Here is a 26,691-nt window from a genome sequence, read left to right as displayed (position 1 = left end):
GGCGCCCGATGGCAATGCGCGCATCGGCTACGTGGTCACCGTCAGGTGAGCTTCGCCGCGAATGGCTCGCGCACGCGCAGCGTGCACAGGCCGGCGACGATCAGGCTGGCGCCGCCCAGCGCCAGCGCCCAGATCGGCTGGCCGTGAAAGAACAGCTTCAGCAGTACCCCCAGCACGCTGGCCGCGAGCAGCTGTGGAATGACGATAAAGAAATTGAAGATGCCCATATAGACGCCCATTTTCGCGGCGGGCAGGTTGTCCGATAAAAGTGCGTAAGGCAGCGAGAGAATCGAGGCCCAGGCAAAGCCGACGCCGACCATCGAGACCAGCAGCCAGTGCGGATCGCGAATGAATACGAACGAGATCAGCCCCGCACCGCCCAGCCAAAGATTGATCAGGTGGCTCACGCGCATGCCGAGCATCCGCACCAGCAGGGGAATGAGCACGGCTGCCAGCACACCGACGCCGTTATAGGTGCCCATCAGCACGCCGGCCCAGTTAGCGCCTTCGTTGTAGGCCACGGAGGTGGTGTCGCTGCTGCCGTAGAACGTTTGCGATACGGCCGAGGTGGTGTTGATCCACATCGCAAACATCGCAAACCACGAGAAGAACTGCACCCAGTTGAGTCGGCGCATCGGCCGCGGCATACCGTGCAGATCGCCCATGATCTGACGTAGCGGCCCCGTGCTGTGGGTCAGCGTCAGCCAGACAAACAGCAGTCCGAACAGGATTAGCCCGCCGGCCAGAAGATAGAGCTCCTTGGCCAGCGCAAAGTGGCTGATCAGGAACAGCATCAGCGCGCCCAGCGCGAGAAACAGTGCGCCGGGCTTCCAGGCGCCGGAAGCATTCGTCGGTTCGTTGGGCAGCGCCGGTTCGTCGAAGGACTGTAGCTGCTCGGGCGGGTATTCGCGCGTGCGCAGCACCGTCCACAGCATGGCGCCCAGCAGCACGGCGCCGCCGATATAGAAAGCGAACTTCACCGTGTGCGGCAGCTCGCCCGGTGCCGCGGTGTTGGCCACGCCCCAACGCGTCAGCAGGTACGGCAGGAACGAGGCCACCACCGCGCCCACGCCGATGAAGACGCTTTGCATCGAGTAGCCCAGTGCGCGCTGCGAGGGCGGTAGCTGATCACCGACAAAGGCGCGGAACGGCTCCATCGAGATATTGAACGAGGCGTCCATGATCCACAGCAGGCCGGCAGCCACCCACAGTACGGGCGCGTTGGGCATCGCCAGCAAGGCCAGCGTGGCCAGCACGGCGCCGGCAAAAAAATACGGGCGGCGGCGACCGAAGCGGTTCCAGGTGCGGTCGGAGCAGTAGCCGATGATCGGCTGCACGATCAGGCCGGTCAGCGGCGCGGCAATCCATAGCACCGGAATATCGTCGACGTTGGCGCCGAGCGTCTGAAAGATGCGGCTGACGTTGGCGTTCTGCAGCGCAAAGCCGAACTGGATGCCGAGAAAGCCGAAGCACATGTTCCAGATCTGCCAGAACGACAACGTGGGTTTGGCATTCATGGTGGGATGTTTCCGGGTGCGAGCAGAGCGATCTGCAATTCGTGGATATTGGCGTCGTTCAACGGCCCGCTATCACCGCCGGCGCCGCCGGTGTAATGCGCGAAGTGAGCGAGATAGCTCATGTTGAAGCCGTCGTCGAGATTGAAGCTGCAATGATTGCCGGCTTTGGCGGTGAACTCGCCATAGGTGGAGGCCTGCTCGCCGAGGCTGTGCGGCATCACCAGCGGCACGCGCTGGGCGTCTTCGTCGCCGCACTGCACGATCAGCATCTTTACCGCCGCAGTAATGCCTGTGTTTATCGGCCCGTGATCGTTGGCGTAGCTCAGCCACACGCGATAGTGGCCGCTCGTGGTGGCTGTCCACTGGCGCGGCCATGCGCCGCCGATTTTTGCGGTATCGCCAACGCATGTCGCCGGGCTTTGCAGGGATTCGAGGCCGTGTGTATCGACGCGCGTGGCGCTGAAACATTGCAGGCCGGGTTGCTTCGCGACGATCGTTGTTTCATCGATCGATTGCATCCGCCCGCCGTTGAGATAGATCGTCTCCTTGCCATCGACCTGCAAGCGCCAACCATCGGCCACGCTCGTCACGACCGGTGCATCCGGCCCCACCGGCGCGTACAGCGGCGCATCGGTACGCAAGGCCTCGTCCGTGACGCGGATCGCTTTCAACGTGACGAGTGTCGTCGTACCCGACGTGCTGGCGTGATCGGCAACCAGCAGATTGCCGTCGCCCAGCGTGGAAGGCAGCTGCAGCGTGACGGTCTGCTTTGGCAAGATCAGCGTGATGGTGCGTCGTGCGCCGAACAGCATCGGCACCAGCGAAGTCGGCAGCTTCGGTTCGATGCGGCCATCGTCGTTTAGCCCAAACACGCCTTCGGTGACGGCAGCCAGATACGCCGCGACCGACCACAGCTGACGCGGCGAATTAACGACCGGCCCGCTGAGCGGGCCGTCGTCGAGATGCTGGCCCTGGGTCAGCAGCTCGTAGTTTTCCATATTGGAGCCGTACAGCGCCGCGCCGCGCATGATCGACTGCAGTTCGTGCGCGATGCGCGCGGGATCGTCGATGCGACGCGCGGCGCGCAACGCATAGGCGCTGACGAAGGGCCAGATCGCGCGATTGTGATAGATCGGCTGATCGACACGCTCGGGCCAGATCACCGGGCTGCCGGCCGGCCAGGTCGGATAGCTGGCCAGCGCCTGCCGCGCGCGATCGCCCTCGGCCACGCCGCTGGTGATGGCCAGCGCGATGCCGAGCAGATCGTAGCTGTCGTAGGGCGTGCCGTCGCCGCCGATATAGCTCATGTACATACGGCGATCGTCGCGCCAGAAGCGCGCATTGATCGCCGATTTCAGCGCCGCCGCCTGCGCGCGATAATCCGCAGCAGCGCTGGGATCACCATGCGATAACGCCAGCGCGGCCGCCATCTGCAAGGCGCCGTAATGCAGCACGTTGGTCGACAGCGCGAACGACTGAGCGATCGCGACCACGTTGTTCTGCGTCCACGCGGGATAACTCTGCTCGCGCCAGTCCAGGAACGAGGTTTCACCGCGATACAGCCCGAAGCGCGCATCGAATGCATAGGTGCGATTCTGCGCCAGCGTGTTGCGCAGCGCGGGGTACACCTGCGCCGCAAACGCCCGCTCATCCAGCAGATGGCGCGCGCCGAGAAACCACACCACGCGATCGGTGCTGATCGGCCAGCTGCCGCCGGAGCCGGTGTCCTGCATCACCATACTTTGGCTGGCGGCCGCGCCTGCTGGCAACCGCACCTCGGACAGCTTGAACTGCAGGCCGTTGCGCGAGCGCGCGGGATCGAAACGCCACAGGCCCAGATCGACCGCGTACGACAGATCGCGCGTCCACACGTAGGGCCACTTCAGCCCGGTCTCGAAACACTGGCAGGGAATCGGCTGGCCGTGATCGAAGGCGTCGTCGCGGATCGCGCTGACCGAATCCTGGGCGAGATCGTCCTGCGCCATCGCGAAAAGGCCGTTGAACAGCGTGCTGGCCGTGTCGACCCGCATCGCCTGCGCGGCGATCGCGCGCTGGCCGTATGGCCATGCCAGCGTGTAACCGCCCTGCGCGCCGAGTGTCATCGCGACATGCACGCCGTGCCAGTCGAGGCCGTCCTGCCACTGCGGAGTCGGGGTGGCAGCACCGGCTGCCAGCGCCGCCGTGAGCAGCAGGCTCAGCATGCTGCCAAGGTGTGCAGCCGGTGGCTGGTGCGTGATGTCATCGATGGCTCCCCGCCGCGTGATGTGCCGTGCCTCGCCGTGATGGCGGGACGCAGGGCGCCATGGTAATCAGCGTCGCAATGCAGCAACCAGCGGCTGCATACGTATTCATCGACAGCGGCGTCGAAGCGTCTGCTGCAGGGCGGGCTGACTGAATCATCGCCTCAGCGCGCCAGCGACAGCACAACGTCCTGCGCCACGGCCGCCTTCACCCGCACATACGTCACCGCGCCATAGCGATCGTGCCCGCTCGACCATCCTTCGCCGCCTGCTTTGACGAGCGCATCGAGACTGTCGAACGAGGGCAGGGCGGCGCTTTCGCGGTTCACCGCGCTGGCTGAGCCGCGGTGGATCTTCAGCAGATAGAACGCCAGCGCCGGCGTGCAGCTGCCGACCACAGCGCCGATCTCGACGTGCACGGCGTTGTTTTGTCGCTGCAGGGCCAGCGACTGGCGGAACGACACACCGTGTTCGTAGGCGTAGGTGCTGCCGTCGTCGTCGTAATAATCGAACGTGGTGCGCCGGTCGTCGGGAAACATGTCGACATCAAGCTGGGTGAGCGGTCGCTGGCCGACGTAATCCATCACCGGCTGCGTCGGGATGATTGCGCCTTGGCGGATGAACAGCGGGATGTCGTGCCAGCGCACGCTGTCGATCGCGATGCGCACACGCTGGCCGCCGCGGTAGGCCTTGCCGCTAAACCAGTCGGTCCAGGTGCCGGCCGGCAAGTAGATATCCTTGGACGTCTGCCCCTCGATCACCACGGGCGACACCAGCAGGCTGTCGCCGAACAGCCAGGCGTCAACGTCGTTGCGCACCTGCGGGTCGCGCGGCCAGTCGAAGGCCAGCGGACGCACCAGGCCGACGCCGTCGATGTGGCGCGCGTATTCATAGCTGTAGATGTACGGGATCAGCGCGTAGCGCAGGCGGATCGCATCGGTGGCTGCCGCCTCGGCGTCGCTGCCGTACAGCCACGGCTGGCGCTTTTCGTTGAAGTCGCCGTGCACGCGGAAGATCGGCGTGAACGCGCCGAACTCGACCCAGCGTGCATAGTTTTCGTTCGACGGGTGGCCGTGGGTGAAGCCGCCGCCGTCCATGCCCCACTGCATCGCGCCCACGTCGATCGCACTGAGCATGCGCGCGCGCTGGCCGGCCATGCTGGCAAAGCCGGTGGCGATATCGCCCGACCACAGGCCGTAGGCGTAGCGCTGCGAGCCCAGCCAGAAATTGCGGTTGACCGACCACACGCGCTGGTCCGAATACGCGCGCTGGCCGTCGTAGAGGGCGCGCTGCATGTTGAGAAACTGGCTGTCGCCGCCGCTGTCGTCGGCCTCGTCGTTCCACCAGCCGACGATGCCGGTATCGAAGGAATGCTTCAGCGCGTCGTTGAAAAACCAGGCGCGTGCGGCAGCCTTGTCGAAGTCGATGACGCGCACCGGCTTGTGCGAGAAATAGTCGTCGCTGGTCGCTGTATCGGCCAGCCACAGGTCGTGCGCGGTGGCGTAACGCCCTTCGACCGTATCGACATGCACGCGTGGCTTCATGATGCCGGTGAGGTGCATGCCGCGCTGATCGAGCAGCGACTTCAGCTTGCCGCTGGGGCCGTCGGGAAATTTCACCGGGTTCCAGCGGAATTCGCCGTAGTCGTCTTCGCCCCAGGCTTTCCAGTCGAAGTCGAGGGTGAAGTTGTCGATCGGGATGTGTTTGGCGCGATATGTGTCGACGATCGACAGCAGCTCTTTCTGGTCGATATTCCACTGGCTGTTGGTAAAGCCCATCGCCCATTTCGGAAACAGCGGCGTATGGCCGCTGAGCCGTGCGATCGTGCCGAAGATCTCGGTCGGCCGTCCCAGCAGGATGAAATAATCGATATTGCCGACGGGCGTCTGGACGTCCATATGCGCGTCGGCGAGAACGAAGCTGACGCCCTGGCTATTCACTAGCAGCCCGTAACCCGCCGTGCTCCAGACGAAGGGCGCGCCGGCGTGTCCCTGCGCGCCGGCGGTGGCGAGCCGATGTCCCTGCCGCAGGAGTCCTGCCGAAGCACTTTCAGTCGCGTTATAGCCGCCGATGCCGTACATCGCATCGTCCGCATCGTGGGTGAGCTGCAGCTTGCCCTGCGCCAGCGAGGCGAGGTCGTGCTGGCGCAGCAGCAGACGATGCGCGGCATCCTCGATGCGCAGCTCGCGCTGGGCCTTGTCCCAGATCACGTGGACGTCGGACGCGTCGAGTTCCCGCGTGGGGGCCGTTTCCAGCTGTCGTACATTCGGCAGCACGGCAGGTTGCCAGGCAGGATCCAGCATCAGCGAATCGACCCCACCTGCTGGCGCGCTGGTTCCGGCGGTCCGTCCTGCGCGAAACTGCACGCGCACGGTATTTGCTTCGACCAGCGTGATGGTCAGCTGCCCGTGATCGACCGGGATACGCAGGCAGTTACTGCAGGGTGTCGAGAGCGCAGGCGCTGCGTCGGACGATCCAGCGCGCACTTGCGTGGCGGCCAGCAAGGCCATTGCCAGCAGCGATGCCAGCGCGGCGTTGCGGTGGCGGCGCATCGGTGCGGTTGCCTGACGATGCAGCCAAACGCGCCTGTAACTTTTCCGATCGACCATCGCCCGTCCCTTTTGCTGGAAGCGGCCATGGTAGGCCCGCCGTCGAGCCGGAGTGCGGCGCTGCATACGTATTCATGCGTGCGGTGAGATGTGCGGCCTGGGGCTGCATCGGCGTCCGGTGGTCAACCATCGGATGCCGACGTGCGATGTTGCCGCATCAAGTACGTTGCAATGCCGGGCTATTCGGCGTCGATGCCGGCACATTGCCCTGCGTGCGTATCACTTTATGGATAAAGCGCAGCTTGTCGATCACCGGCGGCGCCAGTGCGAATGGGTAGCCGTCGGGCGTACCCATGCTGCGGTTGAGGCTGTTCAGCACGTAGGTCAGCGGGAACCAGCGCTCGATCATTTCGCTGAAGGAGCGCGTCACTATGTCCACCGGCTCGACCTGCAGCGACGGTTCGCTGGGGTTGGACGGTGCCAGCATCAGGCCGCAGGCGCTGGCGGTTTCCAGCGTGTCGACCATGTGCATGTAATGTGCCCAGGTTTCCGCCCAATCCTCGAACGGGTGCATGGTGGCGTAGGCGCTGATGTAGGATGATTCCCAGTTCGCCGGCGGCCCTTCCTGGTAGTGACGCTTGATTTCTTCGCCGTAGTCCACGCGTTCGTCGCCGAAGATCGCACGGCACTCGTCCATCAGCGGGCCTTCTTGCATCAGGCGCATGAAGTAGTAGTGGCCGATCTCGTGGCGAAAGTGACCGAGCAGGGTGCGATAGGGTTCGTGCAGGCGCGTGCGGGTTTTTTCGCGATAGCCGTCGTCCGCCTCGGCGATGTTCAGCGTGATCAATCCGTCGGAGTGGCCGGTATGCACCGGCGGCTCGCCCAGCTGGTTTTCCAGAAACTCGAAGGCGAGCCCGGTTTCCGGATTCTCCTCGCGCGATTCGATCGGCAGGTCGAGGTGCGTGAGCGTATACAGCAGGCGGCGCTTGGCGCGCTCGAGCTTGTACCAATATTCGCGATTTTCGTCGGACGACAGCGTGGGAATGGTGAGCGTGAGCCGGCACGATTTGCACAGCGATTCGGGATCGTCCGTAGGAATCATCCGGTTGCACACGTGCTCGGCGATGTAGTTCTGGCACTGCTTGTAGCTGCGGCCGTTGCTGCGTGCGTCCAGGCTGCGCCAGAAGCCGTTGTCGTCCGGTTCGAACGCGGTCACGTCGTCCAGATCGTAGACGTAGCCCAGCATGTGGCCGCAGCGCTCGCACAATACGTTTTCGAAAAACACCTGCTGGTTGCAGCTATTGCAGTGGAACGTTTTCATGACCTTCGCAAACCCCCTGGCCGCGCCTTTGCGCACCTTCGAACCGTCATTCTGTCGATGCGCGCGCATGCTGGAAGTGAATCGTGGCGCGGGCTGCATCGATCGACCCGTTTAACACTTTTGAGCTTGGTCAGCGCCGTCATGCCGCGCCACCGCGAGAGGTGCGGCATGACGGCGAAGCGCCGGTGAAGCCCATGTAGTCAGGACTGTTTTTGCCACTGCGCCAGCGCATCGCTGGTGGCGTTATTCAGCGGCAGCTCGTCCAGCGGCAGCATGGTGACGCTCACTTTCAATTCCTGCTCCCCGCCGCCGAGAATCACGCCGCGCAGCGGCGACACATCGCCGAAGTCGCGGCCCCAGGCCAGCGTTATGTGCTGGCTGCCGGGCAGCAGGTTGTTGGTGGGGTCGGCGTCGATCCAGCGGTCTTCGTCCTCGCCCGGGCACCACACCGACACCCAGGCATGCGAAGCGTCGGCGCCGATCAGTCGTTCCTGGCCGGGCGGCGGCGTGGTGAGGATGTAGCCGCTGACGTAGCGCGCAGCCAGACCGATCGAGCGCAGGCACGACACCATCACGTGGGCGAAGTCCTGGCACACGCCGCGCCGACGCGTCAGCACATCGGCCACGGGCGTGGCGACGGTGGTGGCTTCGGGGTCGAAGGCGAAGTCGCGATGGATCTTTGCGTTCAACGCGAGCACGCTGTCCAGCATCGATCGACCGGGTGGGAAGCAGTCCGCCGCATAGTTGGCGAAGCGGCGTTTGATGCGTCCGTACGGCGAGCCGAAGCGGTATTGCAGCGCGGCCAGCGTGACCGGCGAGGGCGAGTCGCCGGCGTGGTATTGCAGGCGGTTGCGCACGGTTTCCCACGCCGGCGTATCGGCGAAGCTGGTCGGGTCGGGCGAAAACACCTCGACGACGCTTTCGGTGCGTACCCACAGTTCGTCGTGCGGTGCCTCGAACGCGAGCATCGCCGAGGCATTGCCGAAAGCATCGTCGTGTTCCCGTTGAAAGCTCGGCTCGGGGATGATCTGGCGCCGATGATCCAGGCACTGCTGGCGCGGCAGCTCGCGCGGCGTCAGGTGCAGCAGCTGACGCGACAAAGCCACCGGCGCGTCGTACCGGTAATGCGTGTCGTGGGTAACCCTGTAACGTGCCATGTGCGAACGATAGCAGGCTATCGCCGTGCCACTTCCTCAGGCGGCCAGCGTCTGCCGGCTGCGCTCGCCGACATGGGTGAAGTGGCGGGCGGCAAGCACGTCGGAAAGCTCGCGCGCCGCGCGGGCGGTGTTGCCAAGCAGTGTCGCCAGGGCCAGCAAGACCGACTCATCCGGTTGCTCCAGCGTGGACAGCTCGAACCCGGTGTATTCCTGCAGCACCGCCAGCAGCTCGTCCGCCAGCGCGTAGTGATCGCCGCCGAGATCGGCGGATAGTTCGCCCAGATGGATCAGCAGCTGGCGCAGCTGGAATACCACGCCGTGCGGATTGCTATCGTCGAACACCACCAGGTCGAGCACCGGCAGCAGCTCGGGCTGCGCGCGATAGCGGCTGCGATAGGTGATGGAGCTGTCGGCCACTTCGAGCAGCCAGTCCAGGCTGTGCCAGCCTTGATCGACGCCGTGATGCAGAAAACAGGCGCTGGCCGATGCCATAAAGGCCAGCCGCTCCAGATGACGGCCTATCATCAGAAAGCGCCAGCCGTTGTCGCGCGTCATGCCGTCCATCGCGAAACCCGACAGGCCCACGCCGAGAATCAGGCTGTTGTCCAGATACTCCAGGGCAGCGCTGAGTCCCGCTTTTTTGCGCGCATCCGTCGTCGGCGGAAGCGGCAGCTGGTTGAGCATCAGCCAGTTGTCCAGCGACAGATGCTCGCGGATCTGGGTGCCGGTCCAGGCCAGGTGACGCAGGTTGGCGGTCAGGCTCTCTACGCGCCTGGCATCGCAAATGGCCGTCCATATCGCGTCGTCGGGTTTGGGCTCGGGCTCGTCCTTCTCCACCGGCGCAAACAGATTCAGTCCCTTGCACAGCACCAGCGCCGATTCGCGCGCCGGCATGGCGCTGGTGTCGGCATAGCGCGTGAGCGTGATGCGCAACAGGCGCGCGCTGTCGTCGCAGCGGCTGGTATAGCGGCCGAACCAGAACAGATTTTCCACCAGTCGCGACGAAAGATTGGACGGGCTGCGCACCAGCTCTTTCGCGGTGATGGTGTTGGCCAGCAGGCTGAAGCGGCTCACCGGCACGTCGGAAAGTACCCAGGTGTCCTTGCTGCCGCCGCCGCGCTGCATGCTGATCATCTGCGCCACCGGCGTGCCGGCCACGCGCGCCAGACCGCCGGGCATCACCGTATAGCCACCGTCGGTATTCGCCGTGGCGTAAACGCGCAGGCCGACCGGCCGCGCCGCCAGGTGATGCTCTTGCGAGATCACTGGTACCTGCGACAGCCGCACCATCTCCTGCGCCACCCAGGCGCGCGGCTGTTTGCGCAGGCGCAGAATCAGCGCGGCGCGCGCCTTGCCGCGCATATCGCGACCGAGCATCGGTCGGTGCGTGGTCGACGGGTAGGCCGGCTTGATCACCAGTTCGTCCAGATGCGCGATCACGTACTCCAGCGCGGCCGGTTCGCCGCACCACCAGCTCGCCACCGCCGGCATCGCCAGCGATTCGCCGAGCAGGCGTTCGCACACGCGCGGCAGAAACGCGGCGATCGCGCCCGATTCGACCAGGCCGCTGCCCGGCGCGTTGGCGATCAGCACGCGTCCTGCGCGCGCCACCTGCAGCAGACCGGGAACGCCCAGGGCGGAATCGCCGCGCAGCTCCAGCGGGTCGCAGTAGTCGTCGTCGAGCCGGCGCAGAATCGCGTGCACGCGCTGCAGGCCGGTCAGGGTCTTCAGATACACCGTCTCGCCGCGTACGGTGAGATCCTGGCCTTCCACCAGCGGAAAGCCGAGATAACGCGCGAGGTAGGCGTGCTCGAAATAGGTTTCGTTGTACGGGCCGGGCGTCAGCAGCACGGTCAGCGGCGTTTCGCCGGCGTCGTGCGGCGCGTGCAGGGTCAGGTTCTGGCGCAGCGCGCGGAAAAACTCGGCGAGGTGCTGCACTTTCAAGTCACGAAAGAGTTCGGGAAAGGCGCGCGACACGATCAGCCGATTCTCCAGCGCGTAGCCCGCGCCCGACGGCGCCTGCGCCCGATCGCCGATCACCCACCACTGGCCATCGGCCGACCGCGCCAAGTCCACCGCGTACAGATGCAGAAAGCGCCCGCCCGGCGGCTGGAGCCCGCGGCACGGCCACAGAAAATCCGGATGCCCGTACACCGTCGCCGGCGGAATCAGCCCCTCGGCCAGCAGCGCTTGCGGGCCGTAAAGGTCAGCCAGCACCGCATCCAACAATCGCGCACGCTGCGCCACGGCGGTGGCAAGCTCCGACCATTCGCTGGCTGGCAGCAGCAGCGGCAGCGGATCCAGATCCCACGGCCGCGCCGCGCCCTGAGTCGACGCGTACATGTTGTACGTCACGCCGTTTTCCAGCACCTGGCTGCGCACAAACTCCTGCCGCTGGCGCATCTGCACCGCCGAGGTCTCGCGCAAGTGCGTCAGCATCGGCCGCCAGTGCGGCCGCGCCGCGCCGTTGGCGTCGAGCATCTCGTCATAGCGATCGCGATGCGGCTGGTAAGCGTCGGTGTTCATCGGAGCCGTGAAGGAAACGTATATCCGACAGTCTAAAGAAACACGACCTGATGTGGCAGCGCGGATTCCATCAGCGCCGTGCAATCCTCGCAGGTTGGGATGAGAGTCAGCGAACCCCAACATCGCACTCCCGTCATCGCCGCGGATTTTCGCTCCCTGGGGCCATCGACTCCCACTACTGGGTTATGAACAAGCCAACAGTCAGCACGATGCCGATGATCACAATAAGAATGCGCAGCAGCTTTTCCGGTACTCGTCGAAGCACCCACGCGCCCACCAGGCCGCCCAGAATGGCGCCTGCGCCCAGCAGCAGGGCCGGTATCCATATCAGCGACGGGGAAAACAAAAAGACCAGCAACGAAGTCGTGTTGATCACCGCGGCGAGCGCGTTTTTCGTCGCCGATGCCGGCCGCGCCGAGAGGCCCATCAGCCCGAGCGAGGCTACCGTCATGAAGCCGATGCCGCCGCCGAAATAGCCGCCGTATATCGATATTGCGCTCTGCAGGAAAACGGCCGCGGCCGTGGGTATCGGCTTGCGCTTTTCCGTCCTGCGGCGCCCGAAGGCGGACCACGCAAACAAGCATGTGGCGAACAGGATCAGCCACGGCAGCATGGATTTGAACAGGTCGCTCGGCGTCCACAGCAGGAGCAGTGCGCCGATCAGGCCACCGCTGGCACCGAGCACGCACATCATCTTGAACGAGAGTGTCTCGGCATCCTCGATAAGCCGCCGGCCAGCCAATCCGGTGACTACCTGTCCCGGATACAGCGCGACCGACGAGGTGATATTCGCGGACCGTGCATCGAGCCCCGCAAGCATCAACGCGGGAATCGTGATGAACGACCCACCACCTGCGAGTGCGTTCTGAGCTCCGGCCCAGAGGCCGGCAATAAAAAGCAGTCCGAGCGTGATGGGCGTCATGGCATCAAGCATAAGGGACGCAGGCATAAGCCTTCGAGTCTTGAAGACTGGCAGCTTAAACTCATTCTTAGCTGTCGATGCCTCAATCGACCCAAAGCTATGTTCGAAGAATTTCTAACGTCGAAGGTCTAGCGTAAACGGGAAATTCGGATTGCGCTCCGCGGGCTGTGCGCCAATACGGCCCGGGGTGTGTCCGAGGCGGAAGAAGCGGCTGAGGCGGCGGCTTTCGGCGGCGTAGGCGTTGACCGGGAAATCGTCGTAGCTGCGGCCGCCCGGATGCGCGACATGGTACTGGCAGCCACCCATGCTGCGGTCCATCCAGGTGTCGACCAGGTCGAACACCAGCGGGGCGTCCGCGGGGAGGGTGGGATGCAGGCTGGTCGGCGGCTGCCATGCCTTGTAGCGCACGCCGGCGACGAATTCACCGACGTCGCCGGTGGGCGTCAGCGGCAGGGCGCGGCCGTTGCAGGTAATCACATAGCGATCGCCGGCCATGCCACGCACCTTGACCTGCATGCGTTCGACCGAGGCGTCGACGTAGCGCACGTTGCCGCCGGCCGAACCTTCTTCGCCGAGCACGTGCCACGGTTCCAGCGCGTGACGCAGTTCGACGTCCACGCCGAGGCTGGCGAAATCGCCGACCTTGGGAAAGCGGAATTCGAGATGCGGCGCGAACCAGTCCAACTCGATCGGGTACCCGGCATTGCGGGTTTCCTCGAGCACATCGGCCAGGTCCTGCCTGACGAAATGCGGCAACATGAAACGATCGTGCAGTTCGGTGCCCCAGCGCATCAGTCGCGGCGGCGCGTAAGGCTCCTTCCAGAAGCGCGCGATCAATGCGCGGATCAGCAGCTGCTGCACCAGCGACATGCGCGCGTGCGGCGGCATTTCGAAGGCGCGCATCTCCAGCAGACCGAGGCGGCCGGTGGCGTTGTCGGGCGAGTACAGCTTGTCGATGCAGAACTCGGCGCGGTGCGTATTGCCGGTGACGTCGATCAGCAGATTGCGCAGCAGGCGATCGACCACCCAGGGTTCGATAGAGTCTGGTTCGATATCGCCGCCGGGCGAGGGCATCTGGCGGAAGGCGATTTCCAGCTCGTAGATCGAGTCGTTGCGCGCTTCGTCGATGCGCGGCGCCTGGCTGGTCGGGCCGATGAACAGGCCGGAAAACAGGAACGACAGCGACGGATGATTGTTCCAGTACGAAATCAGGCTGCGCAGCAGATCGGGCCGGCGCAGGAACGGCGAGTCCAGCGTCTGCGCCGCGCCAAGGGTGAAGTGGTTACCGCCGCCGGTGCCGGTGTGGCGGCCGTCGAGCATGAACTTTTCGGTGATCAATCGCGTTTCGCGCGCCGTGTCGTACAGGTGCGTGGTGCGCTCGACCAGCTCGTCCCAGCCGGTGGCTGGATGAATGTTCACCTCGATGACGCCCGGGTCCGGCGTGACGCGGAACTGGTTGATGCGCGGGTCGCGCGGCGGCTCGTAGCCCTCCAGGATCACCGGCGTTTTCAAAGCGGATGCAGTCGCTTCGATCGCGGCCACCAGCGCGATGTAATCGTCCACTTCGTCGGTCGGCGGCATGAACAGATACAGGATGCCGTCGCGCGCCTCGGCGCACAGTGCGCGGCGGGCGATGTTATCGGCCGACTCGCCGGCTGCCGGCGGAACATCCTCGGTGGTGGTGACATGCCCGCTCAATGCGACGCCGCTCTCGATCGGCAGCAGCTGTTTTTTCAGCGCGTCGGCGCTGGGCAGCTTCAGCACCGGGCGCGAAGGGTCGGGCGGTATGACAAACGGGAAATCGATCTTGCGCACCCACGGCTGCGAATCCAGCGGCAGGCGATAGCCCAAGGGGGAGTCGCCCGGCACCAGATAGCAGCGCTCGCTGCGCAGATACCACGAGCCGCTTTTCCAGCTGCCGTCGCTGCTGCGCGTCACCGGCAGCACGTGGCCGACGACTTTATCCAGGCCCTGACCGAAGACTTTGGCCAGCCGCTTGCGCTCCAGCGCATCGTCCAGCTTGGCATCGTGCGGATCGACGTTGACCGGGAGCTGGCGCTCGCGCCAGAGGTAATAGAACGCATCTTCGTACGCGGGGAATACGTGACCGGCCTGCACGCCCAGCGTTTTTGCCACGCCGTGCAGAAAGCGTTCGGCCAGTGCGGCATCGGCGCTGCCCGGCTTGCGCTCGTCGGCGTGCAGCGACGGGTCGCTCCACAGCGGCTCGCCGTCGCGGCGCCAGAAGCAGTTGAGCGACCAGCGCGGCAACTGTTCGCCCGGGTACCACTTGCCCTGGCCGAAATGCACGAGGCCGTGGGGCGCATACTTGGCTCGCAGCTTGTGGAACAGTTCGCCGGCCAGCTTGCGCTTGGTCGGGCCCAGCGCGGCGATGTTCCACTCGGCGCCGTCGGGGTCGTCCATCGCCACGAAGGTCGGCTCGCCGCCCATGGTCAGGCGCACGTCGAGCTTTTGCATATCCTCGTCGATGCGATGGCCGAGCGCCTCGATCGTCTGCCACTGGTCTTCGGTATACGGCTTGGTGACGCGCGGCGCTTCCCACACGCGCTCGATCCGCATGATGTGTTCGAACTCGACCTCGCTTTCGTCCACACCGCCGCTGATCGGCGCGGCCGAGGAGGGCTCCGGGGTCGCGGCCAGCGGGATATGTCCTTCGCCGGCGAACAGGCCCGAAGTCGGGTCCAGACCGATCCAGCCCGCGCCCGGCAGATAGACCTCGCACCAGGCATGCAGGTCGGTGAAGTCGACCGTGGTGCCGGATGGGCCGTCCAATGATTTGACGTCGGGCACCAGTTGGATCAGGTAACCGGAGACGAAGCGCGCGGCCAGCCCGAGATGGCGCAGCAGCTGCACCAGCAGCCACGCCGAATCGCGGCACGAGCCCGAACCGTTGGTCAGCGTTTCTTCCGGCGTCTGCACGCCTGGCTCCATGCGGATCAGGTAGCTGACGTCGCCCTGCACCAGCTGATTGATCATGACCAGGAAGTCCACGCTGCGCAGCGGCTCGCGCGGGATTTTGGCCAGGTAGCGCTCGAACAGCGGCGTCATCGGCAGTTTTTTCAGATACGGCGCCAGCTCCTCGCCCTGTTCCGCGTCGTATGCGAAGGGAATGGTTTCGGCGTACGGCTCGAGAAAAAAGTCGAACGGGTTGATCACCGACAGCTCGGCGACCAGGTCGACCTCGATGCGCAGCTCGCGCGTGGGCTCGGGGAACACCAGCCGCGCCAGCCAGTTGGCCTGTGGGTCCTGCTGCCAGTTCACGAAATGACCGGCCGGCTCGACCTTCAGCGAGTAGCTGAGGATCGGCGTGCGGCTGTGCGGTGCAGGCCGCAGGCGAACCACCTGCGGCCCCAGTTTCACCAGCCTGTCGTAGCGGTAATGCGTGATATGGGTCAGGGCAACATGGATCGACATGGGATCTCGATAGTGTTGTTGGCGGGCTTGTGACACCTGCCATGAGTGAAGATTTTCTACGCGTTGCGATCGGGGCTTAGGCCGTTGACCGGCGCCAGTAAAGTGCTGAAAGCCGACTCTATGTGTCTACCTTAACGGCCCTCGTGTGAGTAGACCATTGTGATGTGTCGTTATGGGCGCCCCCTGATCGCTTGGACGCATGCCAACGGCCGGCGCAGGAAAATCCGCTACGATCGTCGCGATAGTGCACCAGCCGGGGCAAGCGGGTAGAGCCAATGAACAGCACGGATATTTTCCTGATCGCCATGACGATCATCTTCAGCGTGCCGTACCTGATCTGGCGGCTGGGCCGCACGGATTACTATGCGCCGCTGGTGGTGGTGCAGATCGTTACCGGCATCGTGCTGGGGCCGGGCATTCTCGGCGCGGCATTCCCCGACTACTACGCCACCGTCTTCAGCCCGCCGGTGATCCAGGCGCTCAACGGCATCGCGTGGTGGGCGGTGATGGTATTCGTGTGGATTGCCGGCATCGAGCTCGATCTGAAGCAGGTCTGGCTGCAGCGGCGCGAGTGCGGCATTACCGCCGGCCTGGCACTGGGCGTACCGCTCATTTTTGGGAGCCTGGCGGCTGCCGGGCTGCTGGCGTGGCGCACGGGGTTTATCGGCGAGGCCGCCGCGCCCTGGCAGTTTCTGCTGGGCGTCGGCATGGCCTGCGCGGTGACCGCGCTGCCGATCCTGCTGCTGCTGATGGAGAAGCTTCAGATCATGCGCGCGCCGTTGGGTCAGCGCGTGCTGCGCTATGCGAGTCTGGACGATCTGGCGATCTGGGGCGTGCTGGCGCTGATCCTGCTCGACTGGCATCGGGTCGGGCTGCAGCTGCTGTTTCTGCTGCTGTTTGCGCCGACCGCGTGGCTGTTCCGTAGGCTGATGCAGCGGATACCCGAGTCCGATCGCTGGTACGTCGGCCTGATCTGGCTGGCCGCCTGCGGCTTTGCCGCCGATCGCGCGGGCCTGCACTTCATGGTCGGCGCGTTTCTGTCGGGGGCGGTGATCGATCGCGAGTGGTTCAACCAAGGCCATATGGACCTGCTGCGCAAGCACGTGCTGCTGGTGGTGATGCCGGTGTTTTTTCTCTCGACCGGGCTGCGCACCAACTGGACGGTCGGGGGAGGCGCGGTATTTATCGCCGCGGCGGTGCTGTTGGTCGCCGCCGTGGCCGGCAAGTTGGCCGGCATCCATCTGGCCGGCCGCTGGCTAGGCTGGCCGAAGGGCGATGCGTGGATCGTCGGCTGGCTGCTGCAGACCAAGGCGCTGATCATGATCATTTTCGTCAACATCCTGCTGGATCGTCATCTGATTACCGGCGCCACCTTTACCGCGCTGCTGCTGATGGCGGTGGCCAGCACCATGCTCACCGTGCCGATGGTCAGCCCGCGGCTGATACGCGCGAAGCTTTCGCCGAGCGGGTGACGTCGTTCTGTAACGTCAAACCAATCGCAATGACATGCCGATTGCCTAGCATTGCCGCAATAAGTTGCGTCGTGCTTCAACATCGGCGTTTGTGGCGGCCCTGGCGTGTGCCGGCCGCATCATTGGGAGGCTGAAAATGTCGTATTGCCCTTCCGCACGTATCACCGTGCGGCCTTATCGTGTTCGTCTGTTGGTCGCTGCCATCGCGGCGACCTTGGCCAGCCATGGCGCCATGGCCGCTGACGTCACGACGTCGTCGAGCGCCGTCACTGGCAGCGAAGCGAATACCGCGCCAGCGCCAGCGGCGCCACAGGACAGCCCTGCTTCGAGCGCCAGCGCTTCGCCCAAGGATCTCGACTCGGTGGTGGTGAGCGCCAAGAGCACGCGCTCGGCGGTGTCGCTGACCGGTAAGGAGATCCAGAAAATCCAGCCGGGCGCCAGCCCGCTGAAGGCAATTCAGACCCTGCCCGGCGTGCTGTATCTCACCGCCGATCCGTGGGGCAACAACGAGCAGAACACGCAGCTGTTCGTGCACGGTTTCAGCACGCAGCAGCTCGGGTACACGATGGACGGCGTGCCGCTGGGCGACCAGCAGTACGGCAACTACAACGGCCTGTCGCCGCAGCGCGCGGTGATCAGCGAAGACGTGGGCTCGGTGACGCTGGCTTCGGGCGCGGGCGATCTATCCACCGCGTCGACCTCGAATCTCGGCGGCACGGTGACCACGGTCTCCAGTGATCCGTCCAAGACTTCCGGCCTCAAGTTCGCACAGACCTTCGGCAGCTATTCGACCACGCGCAGCTACCTGCGCTACGACACCGGCGAATTCGGCAACGGCAATTCGGCGTATGCCTCGTTCGTCAACCAGGATCAGCGCGCGTGGGATTTTGCCGGCCATCAGCGCGGCGTGCAGGCCGACGGCAAGTTCGTGCACGACGACAGCAACGGCAAGTTCACTTTTTTCGCCGATTACTCGGACAAGGTCGAGCCTAACGAGGACAGCGTTTATCACGGCACCGCGGCGGGTCAGGGCACGGTGCTGCCGTATACGCGCGCCTTTACCTATCCGAATTTTCCGTACGCGCTGGCGTATCTGGGCGCCAATGGCGCACCGCCCGCGTCGGCCGGCAACAATTATCGCAACTATTACAGCGACGCTCAGCGTACCGACTATCTGACGTACGCCAAGTACGACTGGAAGATCAGCGACGGCGTAACCTGGAGCAACCAGGTCTACTTCCACCACAACGACGGCGTCGGCGTGGTGGCCGGCCCGATCCAGGTGGCGGGGCTGCCGGCACTTTTCAGCGTTTACTACCCGGGTCAGAACCTCAAGCAGGTGTTCGGCAATTCGGGCTATGCCACGCGTACCACCGAGTACCAGATCAACCGCACCGGCTTTCTCTCCAGCGTGGATTGGGTGGCCGGCAACAACCAGCTCGACGCCGGCATTTGGTACGAGTTGAACCGCTCGGGCCAATACCGCCGCTGGTATGCGCTGGACGTCAACGACCCCACCTCGCCGTATCAGCGGCCGAATGACGATCTGACGCCGCTGATCACACAGTACAACGTCGAGAACCGCACGCAGGTCGTGCAGCCGTACGTGTCCGATCAGTGGTTCATCACGCCGGAGATCACGCTGTCGGCAGGCTTCAAGTCCAGCTTCCAGTTCGCCACCGGCCGCGTGCCGACCCAGCCGCTGCCGGGTTCGACCGTGGGCGTGACGCAGCTGCCGGCGGGTACCATCGACACGCGGCAGAAATTTTTGCCGCAGATTGGCGCGACCTGGGATATCACCGCTCAGGATCAGCTGTTCGCCAACGTGCAGAAAAACACGCGCCAGTTCATCACCTACGGTGCGGGCGGACTGTCGCCGTGGAGCTTGGGTAGCCAGGCCGCGTTCAATCAGTTCAAGCAGACGGTGTCGCCGGAAACCTCGTGGACGGAAGAACTCGGGCTGCGTACGCAGCATGATTTCAATCTTGGGCCGGTGAGCGGTATCGATGGCCAGGTCAGCGTCTACCACGTCGACTTCTCTAACCGCCTGCTGTCGATCAGCCCGACCCCGGTGATTTCATCCATCGTCGGCGGCGCGCCGATCATCGCCAACGTCGGCAGCGTCACCACCAACGGCGTGGATATTGCCGGTACGCTGCATTTCGGCGATCACCTGAGTTTCTACGACGCCCTGTCGTACAACCAGTCGCAGTACAACGACAACTACCTCAGCGGCACTACCGTGGTGCCGACCTCGGGCAAGAACGTGCCGGGCAGCCCGGAGTGGCTGAACAAGTTCATTTTCAGCGCGAACTACGGCGCGATCAGCGGTCAGCTGGTGGGCGACTACGTCGGCAAGGTCTATGCGACCTATACCAACGATTTGTCGGTGCCGAGCTACTTCCTGCTCAGCGTGCAGGCCAGTTACGCGATACCGGGCACGCTGGGCATCCTGCACGATGCCAAAATCAGCTTGAACGTCAGCAACCTGCTACAGAAGAAGGGCGCGTACGAAGTGGTGGTCGGCGCCGCCTCGGGTACCTACAACACTTACCCGATCGCACCGCGGCAGTTTTTCGTGACGTTCTCGGCGAGTTTGTAAGAAGGTTGGAATAACCTCGCTTTCGAAACGCTTCGCGCAGAAATAAAAGGCCTCTTCCAAACGGAAGAGGCCTTTTTGCATCGACCTGCCGAAGCGCTCAGCGCACGATGGCGCTGCTGTACGGCGGTAGCCGCAGGTTTCCCTGAGCAAGCGTAATGTCTTGACGACTTTTTTCCTGCAGCGTGTCGAAGCGGTGTCCGAGAGCATGCGATACGTCGACCGTCTGCGTCTCGCCCGACAGGTTGTGTACGACGAGCACATGGCTTTGCGCATCGCTGAGCTGCCAGGCGGCGATCTGCGGATTGGATGGCGACCATGCGCTCAGCGTGCCGTCGCGCAGGGCGCTGATCTGGCGGCGCCAGCCGATCAGGGTGGTGTAGTAGTGCAGCAGCGAATGGGCATCGGCCTGTTCGGCGTCGACCGAAACCTCAGGGCCGTCGCCGGCGCTGAAGGCCTTCCAGTGCGTTTCATCGGCGCCATGATCGTCGCGATGCCAGCGCATCGGCTCGCGGATATTTTCGTCAGGCTTCTGTCCGCGCATGCCAAGCTCTTCACCGTAGTAGATGAAGGGATGGCCGGGCAGGGTCAGCAGCATCGCTGCGGCCATACGCATATGCTGCGCGCTGCCGTCGAGCTGGCTCATTACCCGGCTCTGATCGTGATTGGAAAGGAAGGGCGCATCGACGCCTGACTTGCCGGTCACTTGGCGATACGCCGCTTCGGTGCGATCCAGCAGCGCGCCGAGATTACCCGCGCGTTCGCTCTTGGCGCTTTCGATCAACTGCGTGGCCAGCGGAAAATCGAAGGCCGCACTGAGCGGCTTGAAATAGGGCGCGATCTCCTGCGGGTTATCGCGCGTCACTTCGCCGACCACATACGCATCGGGTTTGACGGTATCGAGGCCGTGGCGAAAGTCCGACCACCAGGTGATGTTCTTGGCCAGAATCTTCGGATCGTTCCGTTGTGACTTCAGGTCGAAGTAGATGTGCTGCGCGGCATCGAGCCGGAAGCCGTCGACGCCCTTGCCGAGCCAGTAGCGCCCGAGCTTGATCATTTCCTGGCGCACTGCGGGCGTGTCGTAGTCGAGGTCGGGCATGGCACGGGTGAACGTGCCCAGATAATGCTGGTCGCCCAGCACATGCCACGCCGGCGTATCCGTGGCACTGATGGCCTTGAGGTCGGTGTGCGCGTTCGACCAGCTGTACCAGTCGTGTTTCGGATTCTTCGGGTCCACTGCGGACTGGAACCACGGATGCTGATCGCTGGTGTGGTTGATCACCAAGTCGATGATCACCGCAATACCGCGCTTGTGCGCCTCGTCGAGCAGCTTCTGAAAATCCGCTGCCGTACCGAACTGCCTGTTGATGCCGTAATAGTCGGTGACGTCGTAGCCGTGATAACTCGGCGAGGGATTGATCGGCGTCAGCCAGAGGCCGCTGACGCCGAGCGACTTCAGATAATCGAGCTTGCCTGTGATGCCGTTGAGATCGCCGATGCCGTCGCCGTTGCTGTCGGCGAATGCTCGTACAAAGATTTCGTAGTAAACGCCCGAAGGCGCCATGGCCGTGTCCGACGCATGTGGCGCGGTTGACGGCGCCTGTGCGCCGACGGACAGACTCAGCAGCGAGCCTAGAAATCCGAGTGCGATGGCGCGGCTCAAAAGGGGAAGTGTTCTCGACATACCGTATCCCGAAAGCATCGCGGCTATTTTGCGTCCACGAGAAAGAAAAAGCCGACCCCGAAGCCATGCCTCTGGATCGGCGGAGAAAGCATGGCCGGCCACCGTGAGGGCGATGGCCGGCGCGCCCGACGTTAGAACGTGAGATTGAAGCCAAAATACGACGTGCGACCGAAATACTGGATCGTGCCGGTCTCCTGCGAATTGCCGAAGTAGGTACGCGTCGGCTGATTGGTCAGGTTGAGCAGTTGATAGACCAGGCTGAAGTCCTTGTTGACCTTGTACGAGGCCTGGAAATCGAAAACGGTTTCCGGCGCGAAGTACACGACTTGATTGGTCACCGCGATCTGCGAGTTGGACACGAACGACGAGCGGTAGTTGCCGGAGATGCGTGCCGAGAACGGCCCGAGGTCATAGAACAAGGCGGCGCTGGCGACCTTGCGCGAATAGCCGGGCAGCCCTTGTTGCTGCGGTGCGCCGCCAAGTGTCGATTCCGCCTTGGTCGAGTTTTGCGTGTAGGCGTAATTCAGCTGTATGCCGAGGCCGGACAGGACGCCAGGCAGGATATGCGTCTTCTGGTAATCCAGCTCGACGCCGCGCAGATCGCCGCCTTTGGCATTGTAGGAGGTCTGATAATCGCCATTGAGATACGGCTTGCCGGTGGCCGGATCCGTCGGTACGACAATGCCGATCGTGGAGAAATCGAAGTTGCTGTAGGTAATGGTCTGCACGAACGAGTCGATGTGCTTGAAGAACGCATCGGCCACGAACACGCCGGTGGAATCGTCGAAATAATGCTCGTAGGTCAGATCGTACTGCCGGGCACGCAGCGGATTGAGATACGGGCTGGTACTGCCGTAAATGTTGTAGGTGTTGTTGTTGGTGATGTATGAGCCGGCACCGGCCAGCATCGTCTCGATGGGCGGATGCGACAGCACCTTGCCTGCCGAGAAGCGCATCTGATCGCTGTCGGTGAGGTGGTAGGCGAGATTCAGCGAAGGCAGGTAATCGGTATAGGTCTTGCCGACGTCGACATAGTGGTAATCGCGATTGACCACGCCATAGCCGTCGGTGATCGGATCGCCGGTGCCCGCAGCGACCGGCTGGATGCCGTCGCTGTATTGGGAGAAGCGGGCGACGCGGACGCCGACGTTACCGGTCAGCTGATGATCGAACACTTGGGTGTCGATATCCGCCATCACAAAAAGATCGCGTGATTTTTCGTTGACCGAACCGCTTTGAATTTCCGTCCAGCTATTGTTCCAGTCTTTCACCGGATTGATATTGGTAATGCCATTGGCCGCGAGAATCGCCGGTCCGTTGAGTTGCAGGAAGCACGGGAAAGCGCCGAACTTGCCCTGCCAGCAGGTGGGCGTGGCGTTATTGCTGTTGAGCCTCAGCGGCGGTTCACCGGCCACTGGCGATACGTTCCATTCCGAGCCGTAGGCGTATACGCTGCGATCGGCTTGGTACGTGTGGTTATCCAGATAGACGCCAGCCTCGAGCGCAGAGACGACCGGGTTATTGAGAAAGTCGTATTTCACGCTGGTGCGGAATGCCTTTTCGCGATCGTGATACACGTACGGATACACGCCGTAGCGCGATAGAGCCATATCGTTGAGATTGGTGTACATGCCTGGGTTGGCAAAGCTCGCCGTACCCACCTGGCTGCCGTTCAACCGATACGTGACGGACTGTGCGGCCAGGGTCGGATTGGCCGTGCCGAGGTTGTTGTACGGATCGGCGGTGGCATCGACGTTGATCTGGTTGCTGGAGGCGTGCGACAGCGAGGCGTCCATATCGACGTGCCAGGGGCCATCGTTCCATTTCAGGTTCAACCCACCGGAAAATACATTGGTGATCTTGGTGTAGTTGTCCAGCGTGGTCTCGTTGGAAAACTGATTGCCCTGCGCGCCGTTGGCGTTGCTGCTGACTGTGGCGCCGAGCAGCGAACCGTTCGCGCCGAGTACGGGATTGGTGATCAAGGTGTTGCCATAGTCGAACTGCTGCGAGCGGAAACCGTAGCCGAACGAGCTGTTGTTGAACTTGGAGAAAAAGCTGTCGCCGGTGATCTGCAGGTGATCGGTCGGTTTCCACACAATGGTGCTCAGATAGCCAGTACGCTTCTCTTCGCCGCCGTTCTGCTGCAGCTGGATGCCGTCGGGCACATAGACGTTCTGGCCGGCGGCGCCGACTACGGTTGTCTTTCCGGCCTGATTGGCCAGCGATCCCGCGCTCGCCTGACCGGTGAACGGCGAAGAATCGTACGACTCGCCCACGAACTGCTCCGACACATGCGGCTGATACAGTTGCGCAAAGCCGAGACCCACGCCCAGCGTGTCGTTCAAGAACTTGCCCTGCCATGCGGCACTGAGGCGATATCCCAGCGAGTTGGCGCCGGTCACGTCGTGCGCCTGACCGTCGTAGCTGCCGCGCGCATCGATGTTGAGCGACTGTTCCTTCGTGTTTTCCAGCGGATTGGCGGTGCCCATGTCGATGGTGGCGCCGACGCCGCCTTCGACCAACGAAGCCTGCGACGACTTGTAGACCGTCGCCATGTTGATCAGCTCGGACGGATACTGATCGAAGTCGGTGTAGTTGCTGCCGCTGGTCGACGGCTGAACGCGGCCGTTCAAGGTGGTCAGCACAAAGTTGCCGTCGAGGCCGCGCACGTTGATCTGCGATGCCTGTCCCGAGATGCGCTCGGCGGCGACGCCCGGCAGACGGGTCAACGCATCGGCGATCGACTGGTCGGGCAAGCCGCCGATATCTGCGGCAGTGACCACGTTCTGGATGTTGTCGGCGTAGCGCTGGTAGTCGATCGACTTTTCGATGCTGCTGCTGAAGCCGGTCACGGTGATCGCCGACAGGCTCTTGGCCAGCTTCTTCTTTTCGCTGGGGCTGGCGGCGTCGCTATCGTCCTTGGCTTTCTTGGCGGCGCTGGCCTTGGTGTCGGTGGTGTCGTCCTGCGGTGTGGCCGCGGGCGATGCCGACGTATCGACCGAAGCGGTAGTACCCGGCTTGGTCGCGCTATCGCCCGGCGTCGCGTAGGCAGTGGCCGTGATGAACAGCCCGGCCGATATCAGCGCCACAGCCATTACGTTGCGTTTCAGTAGCATGTTCTCGTCTCCCCACGAAAATGTGTTGGTGCTTGGGCGCTTGCTGCCCCAGGCCTTGTTGGCGGCGGTGGCAGGCGGCGCTGGTCGGTGATCCCAGCGGCGTGCCGGCATGGTAGGGCCGACGTTCCGGCACTCACCAGTTTCTGCATACGTATTCATCACGGCGGCACCCCGTCGCCCATCGCGGTGCAGCATGTGACGCTCGCGCTGTATTCCGCACGCCGCCATGCGCATGCAAATCGTTGTGAGGAAACAATGTTTCGCCAGTTTGAAGCCGGCGGTCGGATGCTTTTTGGCAGCCTCTATCGACCGATGTAACGCAATTGCAGCACGAATGAATACGTATGCAGACCTCTGCGTGATGCCACGAGCCTGCCGCTAAGCTGCTGCCACTCGCCGACGAGCGCCCGCGTGGCACGGACGGCTCATGTCATGGGGTTTCGTTCAATGTCCGACGCAAGCTGGTGGCGCGGTGCCGTCATCTACCAGATCTATCCGCGCAGTTTTCTCGACACCAACGGCGACGGCGTCGGCGATCTGCCGGGCATTGTCGAGCGGCTCGACTATGTCGCCAGCCTTGGCGTGGACGCAATCTGGATTTCGCCGTTTTTCAAATCGCCGATGGCCGACTTTGGCTACGACATTGCCGATTACCGCGACGTCGATCCCTTGTTCGGCACGCTGGCGGATTTCGATCGGCTGCTGACCAAGGCGCACGGGCTTGGCCTGAAGGTGATGATCGATCAGGTGCTTAGCCATACCTCGGTAGAGCACGCATGGTTTCACGAAAGCCGAGAGAGCCGCGACAACGCCAAGGCCGACTGGTACGTGTGGGCCGACGCACGCGACGACGGCAGCCCGCCCAACAACTGGCTGTCGCTGTTCGGTGGCTCGGCCTGGCAGTGGGAGCCGCGGCGAGGTCAGTATTACCTGCACAACTTCCTTGCCGCGCAGCCGGATTTGAATTTTCATAATCCGCAAGTGCGCGGGGCGATACTCGACAGCGTGCGGTTCTGGTTGAACAGGGGCGTGGACGGTGTGCGGCTGGATGCCATCAACTTCTGCTTTCACGATCGTCAGCTGCGGGACAACCCGCCCAAGCCGAAGGACAAGCGCGTGGGCCGCGGTTTCAGTCCGGACAACCCCTACGCTTTTCAGTATCACTACTACAACAATACGCAGCCGGAGAATCTCGCGTTTCTAGGCGAGCTGCGCGCGCTGATGGACGGCTATACGGACGTCGCGGCGCTGGGCGAAATTTCCTCGGAGGATTCGCTCGCCACCATGGCCGAATACACCCAGCCGCATCGCTTGCACATGGGCTACAGCTTCGAACTGCTGACCGAAGATTTCAGCGCTACTTATATCCGCGATACGGTGCAGCGGCTCGAAGCGAAGATGACCCAGGGCTGGCCATGCTGGGCGATCTCCAACCACGACGTGGAACGAGTGCTGTCGCGTTGGGGCAAGGGCAGGCCGGCCGGGGCTCTGGCCAATCTGCTGACCGCGATGGTTTGTTCGTTGCGTGGTTCGGTCTGCGTGTATCAGGGCGAAGAGTTGGGTCTGACCGAAGCCGAGCTGTCGTACGAGTCGCTGCGGGATCCTTACGGCATCGCCTTCTGGCCGCAGTTCAAAGGCCGCGACGGCTGCCGCACGCCGATGCCGTGGGACGAAGGTGAGCACGCCGGCTTCAGCCGAGGCACGCCATGGCTGCCCGTACCAGAACAGCATCGCGCACTGGCCGTGATCCGCCAGGAAAGCGACCCGCATTCGACGCTGCACGGCTTTCGCGCCTTCATGCACTGGCGCCGGTCGCATCCGGCGCTGCGCTGGGGCGATATCCGCTTCATCGAAACCGCCGAACCGGTGCTGGCCTTCACGCGCAGTTTCCAGGGCAAGACCGTGTTGGCGGTATTCAATTTGGCCGATGCGCCGGTGGAGCTCGAACTGCCGCAGGCAGCTGAATCGGTGGAAATGCTTGGCCACGGCCTCGCGCGCGGCGAACTGCAAAACCGGCAGATGCATCTGCCCGCCTACGGCGTGTGGTTTGCGTCGTTGCCATCCAGTCGCGTCCGTCACGGGGCTGAGGACATGGCTCAGATGGCTGTCGAATCACGCTGAAAAAAAGCCACTCCGGTCAGGGAGTGGCTTGGTGG

13 protein-coding genes are annotated in these 26,691 nt (G+C 63.5%); 3 read left to right on the top strand and 10 right to left on the bottom strand.

Annotated elements, in window-relative coordinates; genetic code table 11:
- Positions 1-41: 41 nt before the first annotated feature.
- The 8 genes from HDE76_RS10315 to HDE76_RS10280 form a co-directional block, all read right to left on the bottom strand.
- Positions 42-1,517 (bottom strand): MFS transporter, encoded by a 1,476-nt coding sequence (locus HDE76_RS10315; RefSeq protein ID WP_179477618.1) that lies wholly within the window; start codon positions 1,515-1,517, stop codon positions 42-44.
- Positions 1,514-3,718 (bottom strand): Six-hairpin glycosidase-like protein, encoded by a 2,205-nt coding sequence (locus HDE76_RS10310; RefSeq protein WP_184507154.1) that lies wholly within the window; start codon positions 3,716-3,718, stop codon positions 1,514-1,516. Before HDE76_RS10310 ends, HDE76_RS10315 begins: the two co-directional genes overlap by 4 nt.
- 203 nt (positions 3,719-3,921) lie before the next feature.
- The gene (locus tag HDE76_RS10305; RefSeq protein ID WP_255481534.1) at positions 3,922-6,309 is read right to left on the bottom strand and encodes a TIM-barrel domain-containing protein; all 2,388 of its coding nucleotides are present in this window, start codon (positions 6,307-6,309) and stop codon (positions 3,922-3,924) included.
- A 214-nt stretch (positions 6,310-6,523) separates the two neighbouring features.
- Entirely contained in the window at positions 6,524-7,627 is a 1,104-nt protein-coding gene (locus tag HDE76_RS10300; protein WP_179477615.1) for a putative zinc-binding peptidase, read from the bottom strand.
- A gap of 200 nt (positions 7,628-7,827) precedes the next feature.
- On the bottom strand, positions 7,828-8,784 hold the full coding sequence (locus tag HDE76_RS10295; RefSeq protein WP_184507152.1) for a transglutaminase family protein: 957 nt from the start codon (positions 8,782-8,784) through the stop codon (positions 7,828-7,830).
- Positions 8,785-8,820: 36 nt separating this feature from the next.
- On the bottom strand, positions 8,821-11,310 hold the full coding sequence (locus HDE76_RS10290) for a circularly permuted type 2 ATP-grasp protein (protein ID WP_184507149.1): 2,490 nt from the start codon (positions 11,308-11,310) through the stop codon (positions 8,821-8,823).
- 175 nt (positions 11,311-11,485) lie between these two features.
- Positions 11,486-12,232 (bottom strand): sulfite exporter TauE/SafE family protein, encoded by a 747-nt coding sequence (locus HDE76_RS10285; protein ID WP_184507146.1) that lies wholly within the window; start codon positions 12,230-12,232, stop codon positions 11,486-11,488.
- Between the two features lie 114 nt (positions 12,233-12,346).
- Positions 12,347-15,664 carry a transglutaminase family protein gene (locus tag HDE76_RS10280; protein ID WP_184507143.1) on the bottom strand — a complete coding sequence of 1,106 codons (3,318 nt, stop codon included), beginning with the start codon at positions 15,662-15,664 and terminating at the stop codon, positions 12,347-12,349.
- Between the two features lie 275 nt (positions 15,665-15,939).
- On the opposite strand from HDE76_RS10280, the gene HDE76_RS10275 reads away from it, so the two are divergent.
- Together HDE76_RS10275 and HDE76_RS10270 are read left to right on the top strand one after the other, a co-directional pair.
- Positions 15,940-17,136 carry a cation:proton antiporter gene (locus tag HDE76_RS10275; protein WP_184507140.1) on the top strand — a complete coding sequence of 399 codons (1,197 nt, stop codon included), beginning with the start codon at positions 15,940-15,942 and terminating at the stop codon, positions 17,134-17,136.
- Positions 17,137-17,272: 136 nt separating this feature from the next.
- Entirely contained in the window at positions 17,273-19,738 is a 2,466-nt protein-coding gene (locus HDE76_RS10270; protein ID WP_255481533.1) for a TonB-dependent receptor, read from the top strand.
- 97 nt (positions 19,739-19,835) lie between these two features.
- On the opposite strand, the gene HDE76_RS10265 is transcribed toward HDE76_RS10270, so the two are convergent.
- A complete protein-coding gene (locus HDE76_RS10265; protein WP_184507137.1) occupies positions 19,836-21,419 on the bottom strand; it encodes an alpha-amylase family glycosyl hydrolase in 1,584 nt (527 codons plus the stop codon).
- A 131-nt stretch (positions 21,420-21,550) separates the two neighbouring features.
- Entirely contained in the window at positions 21,551-24,535 is a 2,985-nt protein-coding gene (locus tag HDE76_RS10260) for a TonB-dependent receptor (RefSeq protein ID WP_184507134.1), read from the bottom strand.
- A 447-nt stretch (positions 24,536-24,982) separates the two neighbouring features.
- On the opposite strand from HDE76_RS10260, the gene HDE76_RS10255 reads away from it, so the two are divergent.
- Entirely contained in the window at positions 24,983-26,656 is a 1,674-nt protein-coding gene (locus HDE76_RS10255) for an alpha-glucosidase family protein (RefSeq protein WP_184507132.1), read from the top strand.
- Positions 26,657-26,691 lie beyond the last annotated feature (35 nt).

The sequence above is a fragment of the Rhodanobacter sp. ANJX3 genome, assembly GCF_014200755.1.
In the GTDB taxonomy this organism is placed as follows: Bacteria; Pseudomonadota; Gammaproteobacteria; order Xanthomonadales; family Rhodanobacteraceae; genus Rhodanobacter.
Note: the sequence above shows the minus strand (reverse complement) of the source record. Positions and strands in the feature narration are given on the sequence as shown.